Below are 23,784 nucleotides of genomic sequence, written 5' to 3'. Positions count from 1 at the left end.
CCACAAACACGGTGAGGTGCTCAGTGCCGTGAACGATGCTGAAGTCGCTTTGGCCGGCCTGCGTGGCGCTCCAAGGGATGAACAACTTGACTTCATCACCCTCGCCCTCGGCATGACCCGCAGCTGATGCCCGCCCCACCGCAACCCCTGCTGCTGCTCTCCAGCCGACCCTGGAACGTGGGGCTGCCTGATCGGCTCTGTGTTGCCCTGGAGCGCCCCGTTCACACCATCGGCAAGCCGGCTGCCCTTCAGCTGGAAGCCGTGGCGGCTCTTGATCCAGAGTGGATTTTCGTGCCGCACTGGAGCCATCTGATCCCGGAGGCGATCTGGAGCCGCTGGCCCACCGTGATCTTCCACATGACCGACCTGCCCTTCGGCCGAGGCGGCAGCCCAATGCAAAATCTGATCCAGCGGGGCCATAGCAGCACCATGCTCACCGCATTGCGTTGCTCAGCTGAGCTGGATGCCGGCCCGATTTACCTCAAAGAACCGCTCAGCCTTCAGGGGAGCGCTGAGGAGATCTTTCTGCGGGCTGACGCCCTGATCGAGGCGATGATCGCCGGGATCGTGCGGGAGCAGCCTGAGCCGCAGCCCCAGCAAGGCGAGCCGGTGCTGTTCAGCCGGCGCAAGCCCGAGCAGAGCAACCTCGAGGTCTGTCCAAGGGGGGATCTGCTCGCCTGTTACGACCAGATCCGCATGCTGGATGCCGAGGGCTACCCCCACGCCTTCCTGGAAGCCCATGGCCTGCGATTGGAGTTCCGCCGCGTGAGCCGCCGCAGCGATGGCCTCTACGCCGACGTGAGAATCACCAGACTTAACAGCAATCTCTCCTCCCCCCCCCCCCGCCAGCGGCGACTACTGAAGGCAAGCCGGGGCTGGCCTGATCGCCATGCAGCACCCAGCCCTGATCTGGCTGCTCGGGCTACGGCCTGGAGAGCTGGCTGATGGCCTACGCGCTCCGCGAACAGCCCCTCGAGGCCGCCCCCTGGCAGCAGCTGCAGCAGCTGCTCAATGCCTGCTTCTCGCGGCCTCCCCGCGATGTGTTCGAGCGGTTGGTGGGCGCCAGCCACCGCCGCCAGCGCCTCTGGATCGCAGCGGGCGAGAGCGGCGAACTACTCGGCATAGTGATGCTCAGCCCCCACAGCAAGGGCGGCCACCTCGACAACCTGGCTGTGGCGCCTCAGGCACGCGGACAGGGCTTGGGGCAGGCCCTGGTGCAACGCCTGCTGACCGACAACGCCGCCACGGGGCCGGCGATGGTGAGTCTCACCACCCGCATCCCGGAGTTCTTTGCGCCCCTGGGCTTCCAGAGTTGCGGCCAACTGGCCGATGGCTCAACTGCCATGCTGACGCTCCTGCCACAGGCCCCCTCACGCATTGCCCATTGATGAGCTCCATCACACCATGACCATCCACATCGCCGGCCGCCCGATCGGCCCGGAGCACCCACCGTTTGTGATCGCAGAGATGAGCGGCAACCACAACCAGAGCCTCGAGCGGGCCCTGGCGATCGTGGAGGCCGCAGCCCAGGCGGGAGCGCACGCTATCAAGCTGCAGACCTACACCGCCGACACGATGACGCTCGACGTGCGCGGCGGCAGCTTCGAGATCAACGATCCCGATTCCCTCTGGGCCGGCCAGAACCTGCACGACCTTTATGCAAAGGCCTACACCCCCTGGGAGTGGCACGCCCCGATCATGGAGCGGGCCCGTGAGCTGGGCCTGATCTGCTTCAGTTCACCGTTTGACGAAACGGCGGTCGACTTCCTGATGGAGCTGGATGTGCCAGCCTTCAAGATCGCCAGCTTCGAGAACAACCACCTGCCGCTGATCGAGAAGGCTGCATCAACCGGTAAGCCGCTCATCATCTCCACCGGCATGGCGTCACTGGGCGAACTGGACGATGCGGTGCGCACCGCCCGTGTCGCCGGCTGCAGCGAGCTGGTATTGCTGAAGTGCACCAGCACTTATCCGGCCACTCCTGAGAACACCAACCTGCGCACCATCCCCCACCTGCGCGAGCTGTTCGGGTGCGAGGTGGGCCTGAGTGATCACACCATGGGAGTGGGAGCGGCCGTGGCCGCCGTAGCTCTCGGCGCCAGCGTGATTGAGAAACATTTCACACTAGCCCGTGCCGATGGAGGCGTGGATTCTGCCTTTTCTCTGGAGCCATCGGAGATGACTCTTTTAGTGAGTGAAGTGGAAAGAGCATGGAAGGCGTTAGGGGGGGTCCGCTATGGGCCGACTGAAGCCGAGAATACGAGCTTGGTGTTTCGCCGGTCCATCTATGCCGCTGCTGACATCGCCGAAGGAGAGCCCTTCACGGCTGGCAACATTCGAATAGTGAGGCCAGGTCATGGCGCACCACCCCATCTCTATCGGCAGCTTTTGAGCCAAAAAGCTCGTCAGAGGTACAAAAAAGGAGCACCAGTTACAATTGACAGCCTCTTTTGAGTGGCACCATATTTAGCCTATTTGGCATCGGGCTCTGATCGGGCCCACGCAAACTTCGCTCACCCCTCAAATACAATCTAATCAGACTTGCGTGCCAATCTAGCTGCTATCGCCTTGGCAATAGTCTTGAACTCTGAGCAATACGCATCCGCTTGCGAGAAAAAGAGTGTATCAATTGCCGACATGGATACACCGAGGTTAACACAGTAATTCAATATAAATGAAGAGTAAGCGCGTTCGGCCTCTCCGCATGCATATTCATGGATTGGACTGTCACTGGTCGATTCTGTGCATTGCTGCCTCCATGAATGCTTAAAGCTACTGACCTTGCGCGAATAAACATTGCAATGATAAGTATTAGGCATGCATAGCCACCATGGCTTTGAAGTCGTGACAGTTGTATGCCCTAAAAGCGATGCCTCAACACCGGCATTGGAAACTCCAGTAATCACAACTAACATCGGATTATCCAAGAGAAGGCTAGTTGTTTTTCGAAGTGGGCTAACGAAGGTAGCCCCATGGCTTTTCATGAGGCCACTCAAGCCGAAGCGAGGATGCGAATGATTTGAAACCTCAAGCATAGCGGGATGTTCCTTGACATATACCATGCTTGTACTGCAAAGATTGAATAAAGCACTGTTTTTAAGTATTTTCGCCAAGGCAAAGTAGTTTGAATAGAAATAGTCATCCCCTCCTATGGGATAGCGCGTTATTTCTGGATAGTAATCCAATAATATCAAGATAGCTGGCTTGTCCTCCGCTTCTCGCATGCTACTCTTCATAAATTGAATATAGTCTGCACGCATCCTCTCTTTCTGGGCCTGGCTATACACGTGATGCTTTAGATCCCTGCCTGAAATAAAACCAATTCGCTGAAGTTCCGATGAGGTGTAACGAAGAATCTGTCCACCACTTGAAGCAACTAGCTTTTCGGCTTTTTTTTTCGATTTTTCCGCAAAGATTCCGAGATCTTTTTGGTCCTGCTCGAGACTGGAATCAACCTTCTGAAGGTCTTTGCTAATATAGTAGGGCGTTTCCTCGAGAAAACTCTTAAGGTAGCCAACAGCCATGGTCTCTTTTTCTGAACTTCTGATATTGCAGTTCTCGAGAGCTGCAATATCTTGGGCATGGTTAAACTGGTTAAACGTCAGATAATAGAAGCCAGAAAGATTAACCTCATTCAATGAAGCGGTTGTTATGCCAAGCTCTTTTGCCAATGCAACAATACAGATATCAAAGGGCGTGCATGGAGCGAGGAGACTGACAATCAGACATGGCCGAATAGTCTCTAACAAAGCGAGTGCATTATTTAATGAGTAATTCATGATAGTATTAACCTGAAGCTCGGTGATTCCTTTCCCATAGTTCTCTCTATGAGTAATCCACGTGAGCAGTCTTAGCCTTGCGTCAACCATAGCCTTATCCAAGTCATCTAAATTGTAGGCAGAAGGGCTCCTCTCAACTTTATGACCAGGGAGCCCTATCTCACTTTGCCATGCACTTGTTGTATCTACAAGCTCAATGCCATCTAGGCCGACCGACTCAATAAGCTCATATTTCTTGACTAAACTCGAGTCAAATGTTATCGCCTCTAGGCAGAGTCCTTGAGCCGCTAGATGTAAATGAAGCTTTTGGGCCGCCGAGCTGTGGTAGTTAAGAAATATAAACCTTCGCGAACTTAATTGATGAGTTGTGCTCATTGCCTTAGCTGTAATGCCTACTGTAGAATTGAATCATAGCTTGATGCCAGATAACCTTTTGGCCACCAAGCAAATCATAGAGTCGCATTATCTGAGATGCCAACTACACTGGCACATGCCATCAGCTTAACCGAAGGTCCAGATCCCCTCGTGCTCTGTTCTGTTATACGTTATAAAAATAATTCAATTGTCGCCTCTAAGCCTAAGCCATTATCTAAAGAAGCCAGCTATTTGATAGCCTTTGATAATCCTACTAGCGATCCATGTGAAGGGGCGGCGGCAGAAGCATGCATGGAAATCACAGAAGGCAGCATATTTCTAACCATATGCTCCTCTTCATGTCAAACACTTTCAATAGAAGCTGTTCCTTTCTGCCTTCTCGCGCAAAATCAATGTACTATCAGCGACTATTGTGAGGCCTTAGAAATATGTAATATTACCCCCCCCCTTCGCCCACCCTTGCCTCCACGCATGCTTTATATCCATCTGTATTAGATCCGCAAGATAAATCTAGATTGACTGGCCCTACTACCTTTTTCATAGCTGAGACACGCTCCAGCCTGCATGAGTTAAATAAAAAACTTCGAGTTCAAGCTTCTGAAAACGAAAAGTCTTCAGGCCCTGATTGCTTTCTTCCTCTTGGATATGGTGGATTTATCTATAGTATGCCTCCTTATCATAGCCTGTGCTTCCACACCAAAGAGACGATCCCAAGGCCTATTCTTAAAGCTTCCATAGAGCCTGATGCAAGGTATGCATATTTATTCAGCGCTAAGCCTCCTAAAGGGATTCAAGGGTGTCAGCTTTTTAGAGCACTTTTGCAGGATAAGGCTCAACTCCTTGTTAAGTCGTGTGCTGATAGGGATATAGTTGTATTGGCTTCTGGAATCGATTCTTTTATTCCAGCCATACTTCTAGGTCGTAATGCCAAGGCTTTTATTCATGTTGTCGCCACAAAACATCTTCTAGGAGTCTTTCAAGCCTATTTAGTAGTAGCTTTTTTTAGGCTAACTGGCTATTCGGATAAGCTGATAGTGATTAACCCAAAATGGGGAGTGTATCCAAAGGAGCCTTCGCATGCTATTCGGGCTTGCGAAGAATATTCACTGCTTGGAGAGCGGGCATTTCTGCATAAGTATTTTATTGATATTGTCGCACGAGAGTATATCTCCGACAGTTTTCATGATCCTGTTGTTGTAACTGGTGATACTATCGGAATATTCTCGGCCTTTAATGGAACCCTCCAGCGTGATAGGCCTTTCTTACTTGGTCGGCTTCGCGGTTCGTTTAGGCGGTTACTGAAATCTCGATTATCAGCAAGGGCTATAGCTTTTCTGTATTCATTTAGATGCGGCTGGCAAGAATCATGTGCCCGATCTCTGGCTACAATAATGCTCAGTAGCCACGCAGATGGCAGATTTACATCATATAAGCCCAGTTACAGTTATTTGCGCAATGGTTTCAATTCTGAGGCGCAACATCGTTATTTCTTATCTGTAGTAAAGACATTTTCAGACTGTAGTACGATAAAAACCGATTTTGCGGGCGCAATTGGATTTCTTCACAGAGCGCTATACTTACATCCTGCTATCCGCCGTGGCGCTGAGCTTAATACGCTATATGGTATGGGTCATAGCTTTGTCAATACGTCTCTGGCTTTTGTTCCGTTTATGTCGCCGCGTGATTCAATCTCAAAATTACTCTTCCGGCCTAAATGGCTGCAATATTTAATTCTTGGCGAGCTAATATCGCCTCTTTCCTGGAGGAACATCTTCGAGTGTGCCATCAATGATACTCCTCCTAAGATCATCAAGTCTCTCGATGGCACATACTATAATCTTTTTGCTAGGTTCCGCCGTGGCCCCTTGGGATACTGAGTTACATAATCGTAAGCGCGATGCGCATCGTCCTTTGTCCCAGGATAGGTAAACTAGGAGTTATTGGAACAGTGCGTTCTTGCTAGCAAGGCCTTGCACAGCCGACTTTGTGCTACTGCGTATTCTGCTAGCATTCTAAGTATGCTGAACGTGGCTCCTATGAAACACCCGTTGTGTGCTGGCGATCCAAAGTTTGAAAAAAACTATGGCCGGGACAACTTGTGGGTAGACAGGATTAGTCTTGAATGGATGCACGATCCAACATTCAAGCGTGCTTATCAGCATGCTTGTGCGGACTATACCGCGTTGTATGGAGCTCCTCAATACGAATGGAGGCTGCATATACTCGTCGGTCTTGCATCAGCTGCTAGCCGCTTGCATCCTGACTCTTGTTTTGTAGATCTTGGCGTTCATGAGGCCAATTATGCTGCTTGTATAAGAGAGTATTTCGGATCTCTGCCAGTTGCTCACCATTACTTGTATGACAGCTGGGAGGGCCTATCTGATATGGCACACGAAGACGAGAAGTGTGTTGTTGGCTCAACCTATGCCGACCCAGAAATCTATCGGCGAGTCATTCGCAAGTTTAGTAATACTAATAATTATACCATAGTACGTGGATGGCTGCCTGAAGCCTTGAATGGTGATTTTCCAAGATTTCCAATCTCCCTACTTAGCGTTGACCTAAATAGCGCCAAGCCCGAAGTCTCTTGCCTGGAGCTGCTATGGAAATTAGTCGTGGGGGGGGGGTATATTCTGTTGGACGATTACGGCCGCAATCCAAGGCAACGGCTTGCGGTAGATGATTTTGCTCGCGCAAGGGAGCAGTTTGTATTTACTTTGCCCACAGGGCAAGGCTTAATAATAAAATCATAGTCTTATTTCCTGCTCTAATGCAGACCCAATTGCTTGCTAGTTTAGTCAGTCCTCGGCAGTCTGCGGTCGCAATACTCGGCTGTGGGCGCATGGGACAGCGCCATGCGGAGGCGCTTCAGGGGCTGGGCATGGCGCTGGTGGGCGTAGCCGATTCGGTTGAAGCTGCTTGCGCCCAGATTGTTCAGGCTTGGCAAGGCGAGACCGCTCCCGCTGTCTGCACCAGCCTTGAGGAGCTGCTGCAGGTGCAAGTGCCAGAGCTGCTGGTGATCGCCACCACCGCCGATGGCCACGCTGCCCAGGCCTTGCAGGCGATTGAGGCCGGTGTTCGCTGGATTCTCCTGGAGAAGCCGGTGGCCACATCCTTGGCGCAGTGTGTTGCACTGCAACAGGCCTGTGAGCGCACAGGGGCACGCATCGCCGTGAATCACCAGATGCGCTTTTTGCCTCAATACTGCATTCCCAAGGATCTGCTCGGCTCCGCCGCTTTTGGTGGCTTCCACTCCATGCACGTGGCTGCAGGCAATTTCGGCATGGCCATGAATGCCACCCACTATTTCGAGGCCTTTCGCTTTCTTGCAGGCGAAGCCCCGGCTCAGGTGTCTGCTTGGTTCGATTCGGAATCCCTGCCCAACCCGCGTGGTCCACAATTCCAGGACGTGTCCGGCTGCATTCGGGTTACTACAGCCCCCGGGCACCGCCTCTACATCGATGCTTCAGCCGATCAGGGGCATGGGGTTCAAGTCACCTACATGGCGCGCAACGGCCGCATCACCATCGACGAACTCACTGGCGCGATGGCCGCCGTGGTGCGCGAAGCCGAGCATCGCGATGCCCCCACCAGCCGCTACGGCATGCCGGTGCAGATCCAACAGCAACAGATTCCGGCAGTAGAACTGGTGGAATCCACCAAGGCGGTGCTGCAGGCGTTGATCGCCGGTGAGAACTATCCCACCCTGGCGGATGCCACGCTGGCCGTGAAAACGCTGGTGGCGGCCTATCACTCCCACCGCCAAGGCGGTATACCCCTGTCTTTGGCCTCTGTTGCCGACGACGATCCTGAGGTGTTCCCCTGGGCTTGATGGCCATGGCCCCGCATCAGCAGGCCATCCACTTCGCTGCCAGTCATCTGCATTGGCTCACCCGTGCCCAGGCCAGCCATGGCTGGTTCCAGCTGGACGCCCTACTGGAGTGCACACCGGCCGGTGCGGATGAAGCCGTGCCCTACGTGCTGGCGGCCCATGTACCGGCCGGACGAATGTATGCCCCCGCTGGGCCGCTCCTTCAGCAGCCCCCCTACAGCTTTCAGCTGATTGCTGGCCCCAGTGACCACACGATCCTGCGCCGTGCCGTGGAGCCTTCCGGCCCAGCCGTGCCGGCCGATAGCAGCCACGAGCACCAGCATCAGTTTCAGAGCCTGGATTGGCAGCTCAGTATTGGCCCCGCCGAGCCACTGCAACCCGAGGGCCTCGCCCTGCTGCGCTCTCCGCCACCGAGCCTCAACCTGCTGCTCGAGCTGGCCAATGGCCATGGCCACTTGCGCCTGCAGGCGCCTCTGCGCCATTGGAATCATCGAGCTGATCCAACGGGTTGGCAGTTGGAAACAGGTCCGCTGCTCTGGCCGATGAACCTGCAGACATTTCTGGCTGCTCCCAGCAGCGCAGGCCTCACCACTGCCTGGATGCACGCCAACCGGAGCAACCGTGTCACCATGAGCGGCGACCGGCTGCCCGCCCATGAGCTTGAGGCGCAGCTTTCCCTGCTGGCGTTCCTTTGATGCCCCCTTCTTCCCCGCTGCGCGTTGCTGTGATCGGGGCCGGCTACATGGCCAGCGAGCACCTGCGCGCCTTTGCCGCCTGCCCGGATGTGCAGCTTGTGGGCATCCACAGCCGCAGCGCAGCCCGCGCCCAGGAGCTGGCCACGGGCTATCCGGGCCTTGAGGTGGCCGCCAGCATTGATGAATTGCAGGCCCGCACCGCTGCCGATCTTGTGGTGGTGGCAGTGCCCGAGTTGGCTTGCCGGCCCGTGTGTGAGCAGGCCTTCCGCCATGGCTGGACGCTGCTGATCGAAAAGCCAGTGGGCCATACCCTCACAGAAGCGCGCCAGATCGAGCAGTTGGCCGCCAGTTGCCAGGCCCGGGCCTATGTGGCCCTGAACCGTCGCTTTTACGGCTCCACCCTGCAGCTGCAACAGGCGCTGCAGCCGATTGAGGCGCCCCGCGTGGTATCAATCCTCGATCAGGAGGATGCTGCTGCCGCCCTGGCCGCCGGCCAGCCCGCCGAGGTGGTGTGCCACTGGATGTATGCCAATTCGATCCACTTGATCGATTACTTCTCCCAGCTCTGCCGCGGCGATCATCTCGATACGCAGGTGCTCACCCCTTGGCAGCCTTCAGCGCCGGGCCCCGTGATCGCCCAGCTGCGCTTCAGCTCAGGCGACATCGGCCTCTATCAAGCCGTGTGGAACGCCCCAGGCCCCTGGAGCGTGGCCGTGTCCACGCCAGCGCTGCGCGCTGAATTGCGCCCGATCGAGCAGCTCAGCCTCCAGCCCGCCGGTTCGCGCCAGGCCCAGCCCCAGCCTGCTGATCCTCTGGATCAGCAGTACAAACCGGGCCTGTTGCGCCAGGCTCAGTTGGCCATCCAGGCGGCCCGCGGCCAAGACAATTCCCTACTCACCGTAGCGGAGGCCAACCGCAGCATGGCCCTGGTGGCCTCGATCTACGGCGTGGGATGAGCCTGCTAGCGCTGATTCCCGCCCGAGGCGGCTCCAAGGGCATCCCCCGCAAGAACATCCGCCCCCTGGCCGGCAAGCCTCTGATTGCCCACACCATCTGCGCCGCCCGCCAGGTCAGCGGGATTGAGCGTGTGGTGGTGAGCACCGACGATCCAGAAATCGCCGCCGTGGCCCGCCAGTGGGGGGCTGAAGTGCCTTTTCTGCGGCCGCCCGAGCTGGCGGCCGACACCACCCCTGGCATCGATCCGGTGTTGCACGCCCTGGAGCAGATTCCTGAGGCCAGCCGCCTGCTGTTGCTGCAGCCAACATCACCCCTGCGCGCTGCGGCTGATATCGAAGGCATCCTTGCTTTTCAGGCGCAACACAGCTGCCCATCGGTGGTGTCGGTGACGGCCAGCCCCAAGCACCCCCAGTGGATGGTGCGCCTCAACCCCGGCCACGAGCTCACGCCCTTTCTGCCGCCAGCTGCTGCCGATACCCGCCAGCAGCTGGAGCCGGCCTACGCCTTCAATGGCGCGCTCTATCTCTGTGATCGCACCTGGCTGCAGAATCAACGCAGCTTTGTGGGCCCGGGCACCCTGGGCTACCTAATGCCGCCGGAGCGCTCTGTGGATATCGACACGTCCCTCGACTGGCTCTGGGCGGAAACCCTGCTGCAGCGCGCTGGAGAGCTGGCATGAGCCGTGTGTTGGTCACCGGCGCCGATGGTTTCATCGGTTCCCATCTGGTGGAGGCCCTGCTGGCCAGCGGCCATCAGGTGCGGGCCTTCTGCCTCTACAACTCCAACGGCAGCTGGGGCTGGCTCGACAGCCTGCCAGAGGCCACAAAGGCCGAGCTGGACGTGGTGCTGGGCGACATTCGCGATCCCCTCTGCGTGCGCGAAGCCATGCGCGGCTGCCAGCAGGTGTTCCACCTGGCGGCCCTGATCGCGATCCCCTATAGCTACAGCGCTCCGGCCAGTTATATCGATACCAATATCCACGGCACCCTCAATGTGGTGCAGGCTGCTCGGGATCTGGGCGTGCAGCGAGTGGTGCACACCTCCACCTCCGAAACCTATGGCACGGCCCAATTTGTGCCGATCACCGAGGAGCATCCGCTGGTGGGGCAATCGCCCTATGCCGCCAGCAAGATCGGCGCCGATCAGATCGCCCTCAGCTACTGGCGCAGCTTTGAAACGCCCGTAGCCGTGTTGCGGCCCTTCAACACCTACGGGCCTCGCCAGAGTGCCCGCGCCGTGATTCCCACGATCATCAGCCAGATCGCCGCCGGCCAGCGCCAGATCCGCCTCGGGGCGCTCTCTCCCACACGCGATTTCAACTATGTGGCCGACACCTGCGCCGCCTTCCTGGCGGTGGCGGCCAGCGATGCCGCCCTCGGCCAGGTGATCAACGCGGCCAGCAACTTCGAGATCTCCATTGGCGACAGCGCTGCACTGATCGCCGAGGTGATGGGCGCCGAGGTGGAGATCCTCACCGATGACCAGCGCCTGCGGCCTGAGGCCTCCGAAGTGAATCGCCTCTACGGCGACAACACGCGCCTGCGCCAGCTCACCGGCTGGCAGCCCTCCTATGGGGGCCTTGAGGGCTTCCGCCGTGGCCTGGAGCGCACGGCCGCCTGGTTCCGCGATCCGGCCAACCTGGCCCGCTACCGGCCCGGCAGCTACGCCGTATGACGGACGCCATCCTCCAGGCCCTGCGGCAGGTGTGCGGCCCTGCCGATCCAGCCCAGCCGGTGGCCCTGCATGAGCCTGATTTCCGTGGCACCGAGGCCTGGGCCTATGTGCGCGACTGCCTCGACACGGGCTGGGTGAGCACCGCCGGCCGCTGGGTGAGCCGCTTTGAGCAGGAGCTTTGCACTGCCACCGGTGCCGCCCATGCGGTGGCCGTGTCCAACGGCACCGTGGCCCTGCGCCTAGCCCTCCATCTCCTGGGGGTTCGAGCTGGTGATGAGGTGCTGCTGCCGCCGCTCAGCTTTGTGGCCACGGCCAATGCGGTGGCCCATCTGGGAGCAGTGCCCCACTTCGTGGATGTGGAGCCCGGCACGTTGGGGCTCGATCCACGGGCTGTGCAGCAGCGGCTGGAGGCGGTGGCTGAGCGGCGCGAGGGGGTGCTGCGCAACCGCGACACTGGCCGGCGCATCGCCGCGCTGCTGCCCGTGCACGTGTTTGGCCATCCCGCCGCCATGCCGGAGCTCTTGGCGGTGGCGCAGGCCTGGGGGCTGCCGCTGCTGGAAGATGCCGCCGAAGCCCTCGGCAGCTGGCGCGATGGCACCCATTGCGGGCTGTTTGGGGCGATGGGCACGTTGAGCTTCAACGGCAACAAGCTGATCACCACCGGCGGTGGCGGCGCCCTGCTCACCAACAACCCCGAGCTGGCCCAGCGCGCCCGCCATCTCTCCACCACCGCCAAGCTTCCCCATCCCTGGGCCTTCGAGCACGATGCCGTGGGTTGGAACGATCGCCTGCCCAACCTCAACGCTGCCCTGGGCGTGGCCCAGCTGGAGGACCTGCCCCGCCGCCTTGAGGCCAAGCGGCAGCTGGCGGAGCGCTATGCCGCTGCCTTCGCGGGCGTGGCAGGCGTGGAGCTGGTGGCCGAACCGCCCGATTGCCGCAGCAACCACTGGCTGGTGAGCCTGCGCTTCACGGCCCCCGATCCCACCGAAGCCGAAGCCCAACGGCTGGTCGTGCTGGAAGCCGCCCATGCCGAGGGCCTGCTACTGCGCCCCGTGTGGACCCTCCTCCATCAGCTGCCGATCTACGCCCAGGCCCCCCGCGGCCCCCTGCCCGTGGCGGAGGATCAAGCGCCCCGCCTGCTCAACCTGCCCAGCAGCCCACAGCTGCTCGAGGGGTGGGGTGCATGAGCGTGTTACGGCGACTCGATCGGTTTTTGCTCACCAGTTGGGCAGGCAGAGCCCTGTTTGGTCCTGTGGTGTCAACGGGAGCTGCTGTGCTGCTGGGGCTGTCGTTTGATCGCCAACCGGTCTCGGTTCAGGTTGTACGCCTTACGCTGCTTGTATTGGTTCTCAGTGCTACGTGGTATGGAGTCCGACGTTCCGAGCTGGAGCGAGCTGCGAGCGAGGCACGCAGCAGAGATCTCGAGAATCGATTCGAAGCTCTCATCGATGAAACAACGGACCGAGTTCCTGAGAGAGCAGAACGCGCTGAGGAGGCAGCAGTTGGAGCGCTTCGATCGAGCCTTTGTGGCCTTGAGGCGCAAGCTGCGAGCGCAGACCTGGCAGCCGCTGCCACCGCTCGAAGCTATCTCGCCCTGCTCGAACGAGAAGGCCTAACGGCCACCGTTCCGAATGGCGGACCTGGAGCTCAGGAGCCATGAAGCCCCTGCTGCTGATCGGTTGTGGTGGCCATGCCCGTTCGCTGATTGATGTGGTTGAAAGCGGCGGCCAGTGGCGCGTCCATGGGTTGGTGGGCCTGCCGGCCCAGGTGGGCGGCAGTGTGCTCGGCTACCCAGTGATCGCCAGCGACGCCGAACTCCCCGAGCTGCGGCTGAGCTGTGAAGCTGCGGTGCTGGCGATCGGCCAGGTGCCGGATCCGGCGCCACGCCAGCGGCTGGCGACCCAGCTGGAGCAGCTCGGCTTTCACTGCCCCGTGCTGATCTCGCCCCATGCCGTGGTGAGCCGCCACGCCCAGCTCGGCCCCGGCACGGTGGTGGCCCACGGCGCCATCGTGAACGCCGGTGCCCTGGTGGGTGCCCACTGCATCCTTAATAGCCGTGCCCTGATCGAACACGATGTGCAGCTCGGCGACCACTGCCACGTGAGCACCGGCGCCCTGGTGAATGGCGGTGTGTGTTTGGGGAGCGGCAGCTTCATCGGCAGCGGTGCCATGCTGCGTGAAGGCCTGCAGCTGCCTGCGGGCACCGTGATCAGCGCTGGCAAACGGGTGATGGGATGGCCACTGTTGTAATCGCGGAAGCCGGTGTGAATCACAACGGCGATCTGGCCCTGGCTCGCCGGCTGGTGGAGGCCGCCGCCGCTGCTGGGGCGGATGCGGTGAAGTTCCAGACGTTCAGCGCCGCCGATCTGGCCAGTGCCGATGCCCCTAAGGCGGCCTACCAAACCGAGAACGACGGTGCCGGCAGCCAGCGCCAGATGCTGGAGCGCCTGGAGCTCAGCTCCGAGCAACACCATGCCCTGGCGGACCACTGCCGCAAGTGCGGCATCGCTTTCCTCTCCACCGCCTTCGGCGTGCGGGAGCTGGAGCTGCTGCTGGAGCTGGGCATCGGCGCCATCAAGGTGCCTTCCGGGGAGGTCACCCATCGGCCCTTGCTGGAGGCCATGGCCGCCGCCGCCGCTGCTCGTCGGTTGCCGGTGTATCTCTCCACCGGCATGTGCAACCTGGGCGATGTGGAAGACGCCCTGCAGGTGTTTCTGGATGCTGGCGTGCCGCGCGCGCAGGTCACACTGCTGCATTGCCTCAGCGCCTATCCGGCCCCGGAAGACCAGCTCAACCTGCGGGCCCTCACCACCCTGGCCAACGCCTTCGGCTGCCCGGTGGGCTATTCCGACCACACCCTGGGCCTCACCGCTCCGGTGGCGGCCGTAGCCCTGGGGGCCGTGGTGATCGAAAAGCACCTCACCCTCGATGCCAACCTGCCCGGGCCCGACCACCGCGCCAGCCTGGAGCCTCAGCCCTTTGCCGCCATGGTGGCCGCGATCCGCAGTTGCGAGCGCATGTTGGGCGATGGAATCAAGCAAGCTCAACCGGTGGAGCTGAACACGCGCCAGGTGGCCCGCCGCAGTGTGCGCGCCGCACGAGCGCTGCAGGCCGGCCAGATCCTCACGGCTGCGGATCTGATCTGTCAGCGCCCGGCTGATGGCCTCAGCCCGATGCGCGTCCCACAACTGCTGGGCCGCCCCGCCAGCCGCGCCTACCACGCCGGTGAGCCGATCGATGGCTGAGCGGCGCATTGCCGTGTTCACCGGCAGCCGGGCCGAATACGGGCTGTTGCGGCATCTGATCAAGGCCATTGATGCCGAACCGGGCCTGGCTCTGCAACTGATCGTGAGTGGCAGCCACCTCAGCCAAAGGCATGGAAGCACCGTGGCCGAGATCGAGGCCGATGGCACTCCGATCGCCGCCCGCGTGCCCCTCAGCCTCGATGCCAACCCCGTGCCATCGATGGCAACCCTCACGGCCGAGGCCCTGGCGGGCGTGGGCAAAGCCCTGGAGCGGCTGCAGCCAGGGCTGTTGATCCTGCTCGGCGATCGCTATGAGGCTTTTGCGGCGGCGGCCGCCGCCCACCTTCAGGGCATCGCGGTGGTGCATCTCCATGGCGGCGAAACCACGGAGGGTGCAGTGGATGATCGCCTGCGCCAGGCGATCACGCAGCTGAGCAGCTGGCATTTCACCGCCGCCGAGCCCTACCGCCAGCGCGTGATCGCCATGGGCCAGCCACCGGAGCGGGTGTTCAACGTGGGGCCGATGGTGCTCGATGGCCTGCTGGCCGCACCGCCTGCCAGCCGCAGCGCCTTTGAGCAGTCCACAGGCTTTCGCTTTGCCGAACGCAACCTGCTGATCACCTATCACCCGGAAACGCTCCTGCCCGATCGGGGTGTGGCCGGTTTCGAAGCCCTGCTGGAGGCATTGGAGCGAATCCCCTGCCATGTGCTGTTCACCCATCCCAACGCCGATGCCGGCAGCGAGCAGCTGCTGCAGCGGTTGCAGGCATTCGTGAGGCGCCATCCCCAGCGGTGTTGGGCCCTGCCCTCCCTCGGCCAGCAGCGCTATCTGGCGGCCCTGCAGCTGTTTGAGGCCATGGCAGGCAACTCCTCCAGCGGCGTGATCGAGGCGCCGCTGCTGGCGATGCCGGTGCTCAACTTCGGCGGTCGCCAGGCCGGGCGACTGCGCCATGGCCCTGTGCACGACGCACCAGCTGAGCCTGAGGCCATCGCCCGTGGCCTGGAGCAGGTGCTCCAGGCTGGCCAACGCCAGCATTGGCCTCGCCCCTGTCCGCCGCCCGCATCGGCACCGGCGGCCGCTATCACCGCTTGGCTGTCCTCTGAACACTGGCGATAGGATCCCTGTTTCGGTGGTCCACTGGCATGGTGCTCTATCCCTACCCCCAGCCTGTCGACACCACCCCGTTTCGTGCGGATCATCCCGAGCGTGCCCTGTATGGCTTGCCGCTGGAGGTGAAGTTCTGCCGTTCCTGTGTGATCAGCAACCAGCGGCCCTCCAGCACGGCCGAATTCAAGAACGACGGCAAAGCTCCCAAGCAGGCCATTCACTTCGATGCCCAGGGTGTATGTGATGCCTGCCGGGTGAAGGAACAGAAGGCTGCCATCGATTGGCAGGCGCGTGAGCAGGAATTGCGTGAGCTCTGTGATCGCTACCGGCGCTCTGATGGCCGTTATGACTGCCTAGTGCCCGGTAGCGGCGGCAAGGACAGTTTCATGCAGGCCCACCTGCTGAAGTACAAATACGGCATGCATCCGCTCACCTGCACCTGGGCGCCGCACATCTACACCGATTGGGGCTGGAAGAATCACCAGGCCTGGATCCATGCCGGCTTCGACAACATTCTCTTCACCCCCAATGGCCGGGTGCATCGCCTGATCACCCGCCTGGCCGTGGAGAACCTCTTCCATCCCTTCCAGCCCTTCATCCTGGGCCAAAAAAACCTCGCCCCCAAGATCGCTGCGCTTTACGATATTCCACTGATCTTCTACGGCGAGAACGAGGCTGAATACGGCAACCCCAAGGCCGACATGGGTTCGGCCAAGCGCAGTTGGGATTACTTCACGGCTGCTAGCGAAGATGAGATTTATCTTGGTGGTGCATCGCTCGCTCAACTGCGCCAACTTCGCCTGGAGGCGGTGGACTGGGAGCCCTACATGCCGATCAATCCCCAGCAGATCGACGACAAGCAAATTGAAGTGCATTATCTCGGTTATTACGAGAAATGGCACCCCCAGAGCGCTTACTACTACGCCATTGAGCACGGTGGTTTCCAGAGTGCTCCGGAGCGCACGGCGGGCACATACAGCACCTACAACTCGATCGACGACCGCATCGACGATTTTCATTACCACACCACTTGGATCAAATTCGGCATCGGCCGTGCCACCTACGATGCAGCCCAGGAAATCCGCTCTGGCGATTTGATCCGGGAGGAAGGTGTGGCTTTGGTGCGCAAATACGACGGTGAATTTCCCGAGCGCTGGGCCGACGAGATCTTCCGCTACCTGAGCCTGCCGGCTGATCAGTTCCCCGAGGCTGCCAAGGCATTCGAGCAACCTTACTTCGATCGCTCCTACTACGAACGGCTGTGCGATCGTTTTCGCTCGCCGCATCTCTGGCGCTTCTCCGATGCCGAAGGTTGGCAACTGCGCCATCGCGTCTTCGACGCGGAGCAGCAGCACCAGGAAACGTTGGCCGCCGGTTGGCAAGGCAACCGCGCCGCCTGAGATGGCCCTCTGCAAGCGCCTGATTGCCCGGCTCGACATCAAGGGCAGCCGCCTGATCAAGGGCATCCGCTTTGAAGGCCTTCGGGTGCTGGGCGATCCCTGGGAGTCAGCCCTGCGCTACGCCCAGGCCGGCGCCGATGAATTGCTCTACATCGACGCGGTGGCAAGTCTCTACGGCCGCAACGGCCTGGCCGAACTGCTGCGCAGTACCAGCCGTGAAGTCTTCATTCCGATCACCGCCGGTGGCGGCGTGCGCTCGGTGGCAGATGCGGCGGCCCTGCTAGCCGCCGGTGCCGACAAGATCGCCGTGAACACCGCAGCCCTGCAGCGGCCGGAGCTGATTACGGAGCTGGCGGAGGCCTTTGGAAGTCAGTGTGTGGTGGCCTCGATCCAGGCGCGCCGCACGGGGCCTGGGGCCTGGGAGGCGATGGCGGAGGCCGGCCGCGAGCGCAGTGGCCGCAATGTGCTGGTCTGGCTCGAACACGCGCAGCAGCTAGGCGCTGGCGAGTTATTGCTCACCTCGGTGGATCAGGACGGCACTTGTGCCGGGCCGGACCAGCCCTTGCTGGAGGCTGCGGCCTCCAGAGTGCGGGTGCCGCTGGTGCTGGGTGGCGGTTTCGCTGCTGCCGATCACGTATTGGCGGCGTTCGAGCAGCCCAAGCTCTCGGCCGTGAGTCTGGGGGCCGCCCTGCATCACCAGCGCCTGGAGCTGGCGGCCCTCAAACGCGAGTTGGCAGTCGACGCCCCGTCACTGCCACTGCGGCTGCCAGCAATCGCTTCCGAGAGCCCCCAGGCCACCGAAGCCCAGCCCCTGGCGGGGGTTCGTATGAGTGTGATTGATTACGGCATGGGCAACCAGCAGAGCCTGATCAATGCACTGGAAATGTTGGGCGCCGAGGCCATGCTCAGCGACCAACCCGATCAACTAAGAGCCTGCAACGTGCTGGCACTACCCGGGGTGGGGGCCTTCCCCCAGGGCATGGCCGCCTTACGGAGTCGCGGCCTGGATGCCTGGCTCGTGGAGTGGGTGGCGAGCGGCAAGCCACTGCTGGGAATCTGCCTGGGCATGCAGATGATGTTTGAGGCCGGCGAGGAATTCGGCGCCTGCGCGGGCTTGGGCCTTTTGCGGGGCCGGGTCACGGCGCTGCCCGACCACGATGCGGCGGGCGAGCCGCTGATCCTGCCCCACATGGGCTGGAACCGGCTGCTGCCCGGTCCGGCGGCCGGCCCGCAGCCGTCTTCGGCTGAGCCTCTCAATCAATACTTCGTTCACAGCTATGCCGCCACCGGGGTGGATCCAGAGGCGGTGTTATTTCACTGCCGCTACGGCCACCAGCCGTTCGTGGCGGCCGTGCGTCAGGGCCCTGTGGCGGGCTTCCAGTTCCATCCAGAGCGCAGCGGCCCTGCGGGTCTGGCCCTGTTGGCGGATACCTGCCAGGAGCTGCTGCGCTGATGGCCCCCCGCACCCGCGTGCACGACTGGCCGGCGATCAGCCTCGGCGAGGGTGATACCTTCGCGAGTGCGCTGGAGTTGATGAATCGAGGTGGTTACCAGCTGGCGCTGGTGCTCCGCGCGGATGGACGCCTGGCCGGGATGGTGACCGACAGCGACATCCGCAAGGCCCTGTTGCGCGGGATCGGCCTCCAGCAACCGGTAGCGGCGGTGATGAATGTCAGTCCCCTTGTGGTGTCACCGGAGTTGGGGGAAACGGAAGCCCATCACCTGATGCTGCTCAACCACTTCTTCCACCTCCCGGTGGTGGATGCCAGTGGCCAGCTGGTGGGGCTGCATGTCGCCGAGCAGCTGCTCTCCCCCGAGCAGCGCAGCGAAACGCTGGTGATCATGGCCGGCGGCCGCGGCCAGCGGCTGATGCCGCTCTCAGCAAGCCTGCCCAAGCCAATGCTGCCGCTGCAGGGCCGGCCGATCCTCGAGCACATCATCGAGCGGGCCAAACTGGAGGGCTTCTGCCATGTGGTGATCTCGGTGAATTACCTGGCCGAGATCATCACAAGCCACTTCGGCGATGGATCGGCCCACGGGGTGGCGATCGAGTACCTGCACGAGCATCAGCCCCTCGGCACCGCCGGCGCCCTGGCTGCCTTACCCGCCCGCCTGCGGGCTGAACCGGTGGTGGTCACGAACGCCGATGTCATCACCGATGTGGCCTACGGCGATCTGCTCGCCCAGGCCCGCCGCGACGGAGCTGATGGACTGATGGCGGTGCGTCTGCAGGAATGGCAAAACCCGTTCGGGGTTGTGTGCAGCGAGGGCAACCGGCTGCTGGGCTTGGAGGAGAAACCGATGATGCGCTACCAGGTAAATGCCGGCATGTATGTTCTGGGCCCTGCGCTTCTGAATTTGCTGGAGCCCGACAGCTATTGCGACATGCCGGATCTGTTCACCCGTGGCTTGGAGCGAGGCTTGGCCCTGCAGGTGTTTCCGCTGCATGAATCCTGGCTGGACATCGGTCGGCCAGACGACTATCAGGCCGCAGGCGGCACCCTGACTTAGGGAAGCTCTGGGCAACAGGGGTATTCGCAGCAGCTGAGCCGACCAACCCACCGAAATCAACATTTCTGAGCTGATTGGCTCGGCTCGCTGGTCATTTGGGTGGGTTTTTGGCTTTACAGCTCTGTCTTGATCCTTTCAACAGCCCCTTTGGGGCACACCAATCCCCTCGTCATGCTGTTGCAAGCAAACGTCGACGGGCCAGGAACAGGTTCGTCAGCGCTGCCAGCTCATTGATTTTGCAGCGGTTCTTGGCCAGGCCACGCAGAGCGGGGGTGAGGTCGTGCACGTTGGCAGCCGTGGTGACGACCGAATGGATCAGGCCTGAGTCCTTGTCCACGCCTGCGTGGACCTTCATGCCGAAATACCACTGGTTGCCTTTCTTGGTCTGGTGCATCTCCGGATCGCGCTTCCCGGCTTTGTTTTTGGTGGAGCTGGGCGCCGCGATCAAGGTGGCATCCGCGATCGTGCCCTGCCGCATCGTCATTCCCCGTGAGCTGAGGTGGGCTTTGACCGTCTCAAAGATCCGTTTGCCCAGCTCGTGCTTCTCCAGCAGGTGGCGGAAGGTCAGGATCGTCGTCTCATCGGGGATCCGATCACTGATCAGCTCGATGCCGGCAAAGCGGCGCACGGTGGGCACCTCGATAAGGGCCTCTTCCATCGCCGGGTCGCTGAGCGAATACCACTACTGCAACAGGTGGATGCGCAGCATGGTGGCCAGCGGATAGGGAGGCCTGCCGCCCTTCTTGCTGGTTTTGGGGTAGTGGGGCTCGATCAGATCAATCAGTGCCCGCGAAGGCACCACCACCTCCATCTCGGCCAGGAACTTCTCGCGCTTGGTGCGCTTCTTGGCGGTGGTGAGCTCATAGTCGGTGAAGCGGAGCTGCTTGCCACCCATCACCCCAGTCCTGGTCTGCGATTACAGGACCATTGTCCCGCGAATGGCCTCGGTTTTCCAGAGTCTCCTTAGGCCAACCGCGGGATGCCGGTGGTGGCCATATAGCTGGATTCGCCCAGGTAGCCCAGCTGCACGCCCCGGCCCTTGGCCAGCTGGCGCAAGAGTTTGAAGCCCCGATCGAATTCCATCAGGTAGTCGCTGCCGCCCACAGCGGAGCGCTGGCGCAGCATGTTTTTGGTGAACTCCTGCACCCGATGGGCGGTGGGGCGTTTGATCAGACCCAACCGCTCGTTGCGGCCATCCCATTCCGCCAGCCAGGGGTTGGTGGCGGCCAAGCAGCGCACGATCTCCAAGGTGAGCTCAGGATTGCCACTGAAGAAATACTCAGGCTTGTGGGGATCCACCGCAGTGAACACGATCTGGCGTGCTCCCAGCCAGAGCATCACCATGGCATTGAGAAAAAGGGTGTTGCGCACCGCCGGCAGGTAGGGCGCAACACCCACCGCCTTGGCCTGGATCAGCGCCTCTATACCAGCGGCTGTGGGCCTGCCCTGCAATTCCTTGAGCATGAACGGGTCCGACCAGCGGATCGTGAAGCTGCGCTGCAAGCAGGGCGGCACCTTGCTGTACACACCATGGATCAACAGCAGCGGTGGCTTGAGGGCATGCAGCGCCGCTTCCAGGGGAGCGGTGTGGGTGGAGGTGATCACATCCACCGGCAGCTCGGGGTTGAAATTGCTCCAGTGCACCCCCGTCCGCAGCCACCCCTGGGTTTGGCGCGCAATTACCTCAAGGCCGCTCTGGCGGCCGGCACCGGCGATCAGCACATTCGGCTTAGCATGAAGGGTAGCCCTAAGCCGTTCAATTAGCTCAGCGTTGCCTTGATAGGCTTCTCGCCAGTGAGCCGTAGCCGTGCTGAATAGGGCGTCACGCCGTTCACTAGCCTTGGATAAGCCCTGACCAAAGGAGGTCAAAGTAGAGATGTTATTGCTCATACTACGAGAGCATTAACTTGGAGCGAAATCACTAGTTATTACTGCTGCCTCAAACTCTTCACGCTATCCGTCTGATCCACCAGCAAATCACTGATCAGGCTGATCACACGCTTCTCCCGCAGCTTGAGATTCGTGGTGATCGCCATGCCACTGCGCAGGGGAATCCTGGTGCCCTGGCTCTCCAGGTAGGGGCGGTCTAGCTCCAGCTTCACTGGGAAGCGATAAAAGTTCTGCACTTGGTCCGGCTCCAGGGCATCCGCGCCAATCTGGGTCACGCGCCCCTTGAGCTCGCCATAGCGGGTGAAGGGGAAGGCATCCACCCGCACCTTGGCCTGCTGGCCCGTTTTCACAAAGCCGATGTCTTTGTTGGGCACAAACACCTCCGCAAACAGCCCGCCCTGCGGCACCAGCTTCAGCATCGTTTCACCCGCGCCCACCACCCCATCGCGACGCACCTTCGGGTCAAACACCACTCCACCGGTGGGCGCCACCACGTTTTGATACTGCAGCTGCAGTTCCGCCTGATGCAGGCGGTTGCGCATCTGGCTGATGCTCTTGCTGGCCTCCAGTTTCAGCTGGTCGGCCTGCAACCGCAGCTGGCCTTGCTGCTCCGTTAACTCAGTGAGCTGGTTTTTCAGCTCAAAGGCCTGGTCTTGCTGCTCCAGCAGCTGCAACCGCTGGAAGCCGCCTTGGCTCACCAGCCCCACCAGCTCTCTGGTGATCGTGGTTTTGGTGGCCAGCTTCTGCTCCAGCACCCGCCGCCGCGCCGCCTGGGTTTCCACCTGGCTGGCAATCGTGCCCAGCCGCGACTGCAAACTCCGCTCCTCCAGGCCAATCAGCTGCTTAAGCGTGCGCTGTTCATCAGCGGCCTGGCGGGTGTCAAAGCGGATCAGCAGTTCGCCCTTGCGCACCGTTTGGCCGTCTTTGAAAAACACCTCGGCCACCTTGCCGCCTACCGGGGTTTTGAGCTCCACGCTGCCGCCGATCGACTGCAGCTGCCCCTGCACCGTGACCACCTCATCGATCTTGAACAGGAAGCCACCCACCACCGTGATCGTGCCCAGGGCGATCACGATCGCCGCCATGCTCTGGGCCCACACCGGCGTTTGCCGCAACACCAGCGAGCGGTTCTTGGCCAGCCAGCGGTTGGTGGCATCCCCCAGCTTCTGCTTCAGCGTCAGCGCACTGGGCTCAGGCGCCCCGGTGCCGTTGGCACAGGGCTCGGCTGGCTTGAGCTGGGGCGCAGGCGGAGTGGGCATGGAGGTCAGCTTACGTGGGCTGGAGGCGCAGGCCTATGAGATTCACGCGCCGCCGAACGACCCCTAAGATAATCCCATCCATTCATCCCAGGAGATATGGGCCATGCACGCTGTGAGCGTTAGCGGCCTCAAGAACAACCCCGCTGAAGCCCTGCGCCACTCCAAGCAGGGTCTGGTTGTCGTACTCAACCGCGACCATCCCGATGCCGTTTTGATGGGCCTCGATCAGAATGGGGTTCTTCAGGCCCCTGGGGTTCGTGCGGCCCTTGCCACAGCCCTGTTCCGTGACGGCGAGCTGTCCCTAGTACGGGCGGCACGGGTGGCCCAACAGGATGTGGCCAGCTTCATCACCCACCTGTCCCGCCTGGGCATCCCCGCAATCCGCCTCAGTGCGGAGGAAACCGAAGCCGACCTCGACACCCTGGAGCAATGGCTGGAATCGTCATCGCCGACGCCAGCCCACTGATTGCGCTGGCACGTGTGAATGGGTTGATCTGGCTGCAAGCTCTATTCGGCCATGCGCTGGTGACCCAAGCTGTGGCTGGCGAAGTGCTCACTGGCCAGTTCCCCAGCACAGAAGCCTCCATTCAGCAGGCGATCAGCGCTGGATGGCTGCAGCTGGTTGAAAACCCTGCCCAAGGGCCAGCTCTGCCCGACCTCGATGAAGGCGAAGCCACCAGCTTGCGCCTGGCGCTCATCTGCGCGTCCAAATCACTGGTGTTGATGGATGAAAGGGCCGGGCGCAGCGTGGCGCGAGAGCTGGGTGTTGAGGTTGCTGGTACGGCGGCCGTGATCGGCATGGCCCGCAAGAGCGGGCTGATCCCATCGGCGCGGGCCGTATTTGCAGAGCTCCATGCCAGCGATTTCCGCATTGCACCAGCCGTGATCCAGACCGTGCTGGCACGGTGCGGTGAGGGCTAGCGAAGAGGAGAGGCTCACAGCGTGCTCACCGCCAGGCCATCGGCCACCGCTGCGCGGATGGCCAGCAGCTGGCTCAGCAGGGCCTCCAGGCGATGCAGCGGCACCATGTTGGGTCCGTCGCTGAGGGCTTTGTCCGGG

Annotated in this window: 22 protein-coding genes and 1 pseudogene; 19 read left to right on the top strand and 4 right to left on the bottom strand. The window is 61.0% G+C overall.

Going from position 1 to position 23,784, the window contains the following annotated elements:
* Nucleotides 1-126: 126 nt before the first annotated feature.
* Genes KBY70_RS05975 through pseI form a run of 3 tightly spaced genes read left to right on the top strand, consistent with a single transcriptional unit; the run spans nt 127 to nt 2,454 of the window.
* Nucleotides 127-945, top strand: a complete 819-nt coding sequence (locus KBY70_RS05975; protein WP_254987780.1) for a formyltransferase family protein — start codon at nt 127-129, stop codon at nt 943-945.
* Complete coding sequence (locus KBY70_RS05970; protein ID WP_254987779.1) at nt 945-1,388, top strand: GNAT family N-acetyltransferase; 444 nt, start codon at nt 945-947, stop codon at nt 1,386-1,388. The genes KBY70_RS05975 and KBY70_RS05970 overlap by 1 nt, the downstream gene beginning before the upstream one ends.
* A gap of 16 nt (nt 1,389-1,404) precedes the next feature.
* Nucleotides 1,405-2,454 carry a pseudaminic acid synthase gene (pseI, locus tag KBY70_RS05965; protein ID WP_254987778.1) on the top strand — a complete coding sequence of 350 codons (1,050 nt, stop codon included), beginning with the start codon at nt 1,405-1,407 and terminating at the stop codon, nt 2,452-2,454.
* 77 nt (nt 2,455-2,531) lie between these two features.
* On the opposite strand, the gene KBY70_RS05960 is transcribed toward pseI, so the two are convergent.
* Nucleotides 2,532-4,154 carry a hypothetical protein gene (locus KBY70_RS05960; RefSeq protein ID WP_254987777.1) on the bottom strand — a complete coding sequence of 541 codons (1,623 nt, stop codon included), beginning with the start codon at nt 4,152-4,154 and terminating at the stop codon, nt 2,532-2,534.
* A 515-nt stretch (nt 4,155-4,669) separates the two neighbouring features.
* Here KBY70_RS05960 and KBY70_RS05955 point away from each other — a divergent pair.
* From KBY70_RS05955 to KBY70_RS05890, 14 genes are all read left to right on the top strand, one after another.
* A complete protein-coding gene (locus KBY70_RS05955; RefSeq protein WP_254987776.1) occupies nt 4,670-6,031 on the top strand; it encodes a hypothetical protein in 1,362 nt (453 codons plus the stop codon).
* A 159-nt stretch (nt 6,032-6,190) separates the two neighbouring features.
* Complete coding sequence (locus KBY70_RS05950; RefSeq protein WP_254987775.1) at nt 6,191-6,907, top strand: TylF/MycF/NovP-related O-methyltransferase; 717 nt, start codon at nt 6,191-6,193, stop codon at nt 6,905-6,907.
* A gap of 17 nt (nt 6,908-6,924) precedes the next feature.
* Nucleotides 6,925-7,986 (top strand): Gfo/Idh/MocA family protein, encoded by a 1,062-nt coding sequence (locus KBY70_RS05945; protein WP_254987774.1) that lies wholly within the window; start codon nt 6,925-6,927, stop codon nt 7,984-7,986.
* 5 nt (nt 7,987-7,991) lie between these two features.
* Nucleotides 7,992-8,681 (top strand): hypothetical protein, encoded by a 690-nt coding sequence (locus KBY70_RS05940; protein ID WP_254987773.1) that lies wholly within the window; start codon nt 7,992-7,994, stop codon nt 8,679-8,681.
* Nucleotides 8,681-9,637, top strand: coding sequence for a Gfo/Idh/MocA family protein (locus KBY70_RS05935; RefSeq protein ID WP_254987772.1), 957 nt, complete (start codon nt 8,681-8,683; stop codon nt 9,635-9,637). The genes KBY70_RS05940 and KBY70_RS05935 overlap by 1 nt, the downstream gene beginning before the upstream one ends.
* On the top strand, nt 9,634-10,317 hold the full coding sequence (locus KBY70_RS05930) for a cytidylyltransferase domain-containing protein (protein ID WP_254987771.1): 684 nt from the start codon (nt 9,634-9,636) through the stop codon (nt 10,315-10,317). The genes KBY70_RS05935 and KBY70_RS05930 overlap by 4 nt, the downstream gene beginning before the upstream one ends.
* On the top strand, nt 10,314-11,312 hold the full coding sequence (locus KBY70_RS05925) for an NAD-dependent 4,6-dehydratase LegB (RefSeq protein WP_254987770.1): 999 nt from the start codon (nt 10,314-10,316) through the stop codon (nt 11,310-11,312). Before KBY70_RS05930 ends, KBY70_RS05925 begins: the two co-directional genes overlap by 4 nt.
* Nucleotides 11,309-12,499, top strand: coding sequence for a LegC family aminotransferase (locus tag KBY70_RS05920; protein WP_254987769.1), 1,191 nt, complete (start codon nt 11,309-11,311; stop codon nt 12,497-12,499). Before KBY70_RS05925 ends, KBY70_RS05920 begins: the two co-directional genes overlap by 4 nt.
* Before the next feature lie 469 nt (nt 12,500-12,968).
* On the top strand, nt 12,969-13,562 hold the full coding sequence (locus tag KBY70_RS05915) for an acetyltransferase (protein ID WP_254987768.1): 594 nt from the start codon (nt 12,969-12,971) through the stop codon (nt 13,560-13,562).
* Entirely contained in the window at nt 13,547-14,557 is a 1,011-nt protein-coding gene (gene neuB / locus KBY70_RS05910; RefSeq protein ID WP_254987767.1) for an N-acetylneuraminate synthase, read from the top strand. Before KBY70_RS05915 ends, neuB begins: the two co-directional genes overlap by 16 nt.
* Nucleotides 14,550-15,674, top strand: coding sequence for a UDP-N-acetylglucosamine 2-epimerase (neuC, locus tag KBY70_RS05905; protein WP_254987766.1), 1,125 nt, complete (start codon nt 14,550-14,552; stop codon nt 15,672-15,674). The genes neuB and neuC overlap by 8 nt, the downstream gene beginning before the upstream one ends.
* Nucleotides 15,675-15,700: 26 nt before the next feature.
* Nucleotides 15,701-17,065, top strand: a complete 1,365-nt coding sequence (locus KBY70_RS05900) for an N-acetyl sugar amidotransferase (protein WP_254987765.1) — start codon at nt 15,701-15,703, stop codon at nt 17,063-17,065.
* A 1-nt stretch (nt 17,066) separates the two neighbouring features.
* The gene (hisH, locus tag KBY70_RS05895; protein ID WP_254987764.1) at nt 17,067-18,518 is read left to right on the top strand and encodes an imidazole glycerol phosphate synthase subunit HisH; all 1,452 of its coding nucleotides are present in this window, start codon (nt 17,067-17,069) and stop codon (nt 18,516-18,518) included.
* Nucleotides 18,518-19,576, top strand: coding sequence for a nucleotidyltransferase family protein (locus KBY70_RS05890; RefSeq protein ID WP_254987763.1), 1,059 nt, complete (start codon nt 18,518-18,520; stop codon nt 19,574-19,576). Before hisH ends, KBY70_RS05890 begins: the two co-directional genes overlap by 1 nt.
* Nucleotides 19,577-19,829: 253 nt before the next feature.
* Here the strand turns inward: KBY70_RS05890 and KBY70_RS05885 are convergent.
* From KBY70_RS05885 to KBY70_RS05875, 3 genes and pseudogenes are all read right to left on the bottom strand, one after another.
* Nucleotides 19,830-20,471, bottom strand: a pseudogene (locus tag KBY70_RS05885) (IS5 family transposase); the annotation flags it as partial.
* Between the two features lie 68 nt (nt 20,472-20,539).
* A complete protein-coding gene (locus KBY70_RS05880) occupies nt 20,540-21,298 on the bottom strand; it encodes a hypothetical protein (RefSeq protein ID WP_254987762.1) in 759 nt (252 codons plus the stop codon).
* A 206-nt stretch (nt 21,299-21,504) separates the two neighbouring features.
* The gene (locus KBY70_RS05875) at nt 21,505-22,725 is read right to left on the bottom strand and encodes an HlyD family secretion protein (protein WP_254987761.1); all 1,221 of its coding nucleotides are present in this window, start codon (nt 22,723-22,725) and stop codon (nt 21,505-21,507) included.
* A 103-nt stretch (nt 22,726-22,828) separates the two neighbouring features.
* On the opposite strand from KBY70_RS05875, the gene KBY70_RS05870 reads away from it, so the two are divergent.
* Nucleotides 22,829-23,191, top strand: a complete 363-nt coding sequence (locus tag KBY70_RS05870; RefSeq protein ID WP_254987760.1) for a UPF0175 family protein — start codon at nt 22,829-22,831, stop codon at nt 23,189-23,191.
* Between the two features lie 59 nt (nt 23,192-23,250).
* Nucleotides 23,251-23,646, top strand: coding sequence for a DUF3368 domain-containing protein (locus tag KBY70_RS05865; protein WP_254987759.1), 396 nt, complete (start codon nt 23,251-23,253; stop codon nt 23,644-23,646).
* Nucleotides 23,647-23,784: the final 138 nt, after the last annotated feature.

This window comes from Cyanobium sp. ATX 6E8 (assembly GCF_024346335.1).
Taxonomy (GTDB): Bacteria; Cyanobacteriota; Cyanobacteriia; order PCC-6307; family Cyanobiaceae; genus Cyanobium_A.
This window is presented reverse-complemented; position numbering and strand designations above follow the sequence as displayed.

Excerpts from the sequence above, each read along its gene's own strand:
- KBY70_RS05975 (WP_254987780.1), top strand. The coding sequence starts at position 127 with ATGCCCGCCCCACCGCAACCCCTGCTGCTGCTCTCCAGCCGACCCTGG.
- KBY70_RS05970 (WP_254987779.1), top strand. The coding sequence starts at position 945 with ATGGCCTACGCGCTCCGCGAACAGCCCCTCGAGGCCGCCCCCTGGCAG.
- pseI (WP_254987778.1), top strand. The coding sequence starts at position 1,405 with ATGACCATCCACATCGCCGGCCGCCCGATCGGCCCGGAGCACCCACCG.
- KBY70_RS05960 (WP_254987777.1), bottom strand. The coding sequence starts at position 4,154 with ATGAGCACAACTCATCAATTAAGTTCGCGAAGGTTTATATTTCTTAAC.
- KBY70_RS05950 (WP_254987775.1), top strand. The coding sequence starts at position 6,191 with ATGAAACACCCGTTGTGTGCTGGCGATCCAAAGTTTGAAAAAAACTAT.
- KBY70_RS05945 (WP_254987774.1), top strand. The coding sequence starts at position 6,925 with ATGCAGACCCAATTGCTTGCTAGTTTAGTCAGTCCTCGGCAGTCTGCG.
- KBY70_RS05940 (WP_254987773.1), top strand. The coding sequence starts at position 7,992 with ATGGCCCCGCATCAGCAGGCCATCCACTTCGCTGCCAGTCATCTGCAT.
- KBY70_RS05935 (WP_254987772.1), top strand. The coding sequence starts at position 8,681 with ATGCCCCCTTCTTCCCCGCTGCGCGTTGCTGTGATCGGGGCCGGCTAC.
- KBY70_RS05930 (WP_254987771.1), top strand. The coding sequence starts at position 9,634 with ATGAGCCTGCTAGCGCTGATTCCCGCCCGAGGCGGCTCCAAGGGCATC.
- KBY70_RS05925 (WP_254987770.1), top strand. The coding sequence starts at position 10,314 with ATGAGCCGTGTGTTGGTCACCGGCGCCGATGGTTTCATCGGTTCCCAT.
- KBY70_RS05920 (WP_254987769.1), top strand. The coding sequence starts at position 11,309 with ATGACGGACGCCATCCTCCAGGCCCTGCGGCAGGTGTGCGGCCCTGCC.
- KBY70_RS05915 (WP_254987768.1), top strand. The coding sequence starts at position 12,969 with ATGAAGCCCCTGCTGCTGATCGGTTGTGGTGGCCATGCCCGTTCGCTG.
- neuB (WP_254987767.1), top strand. The coding sequence starts at position 13,547 with ATGGCCACTGTTGTAATCGCGGAAGCCGGTGTGAATCACAACGGCGAT.
- neuC (WP_254987766.1), top strand. The coding sequence starts at position 14,550 with ATGGCTGAGCGGCGCATTGCCGTGTTCACCGGCAGCCGGGCCGAATAC.
- KBY70_RS05900 (WP_254987765.1), top strand. The coding sequence starts at position 15,701 with ATGGTGCTCTATCCCTACCCCCAGCCTGTCGACACCACCCCGTTTCGT.
- hisH (WP_254987764.1), top strand. The coding sequence starts at position 17,067 with ATGGCCCTCTGCAAGCGCCTGATTGCCCGGCTCGACATCAAGGGCAGC.
- KBY70_RS05890 (WP_254987763.1), top strand. The coding sequence starts at position 18,518 with ATGGCCCCCCGCACCCGCGTGCACGACTGGCCGGCGATCAGCCTCGGC.
- KBY70_RS05875 (WP_254987761.1), bottom strand. The coding sequence starts at position 22,725 with ATGCCCACTCCGCCTGCGCCCCAGCTCAAGCCAGCCGAGCCCTGTGCC.
- KBY70_RS05870 (WP_254987760.1), top strand. The coding sequence starts at position 22,829 with ATGCACGCTGTGAGCGTTAGCGGCCTCAAGAACAACCCCGCTGAAGCC.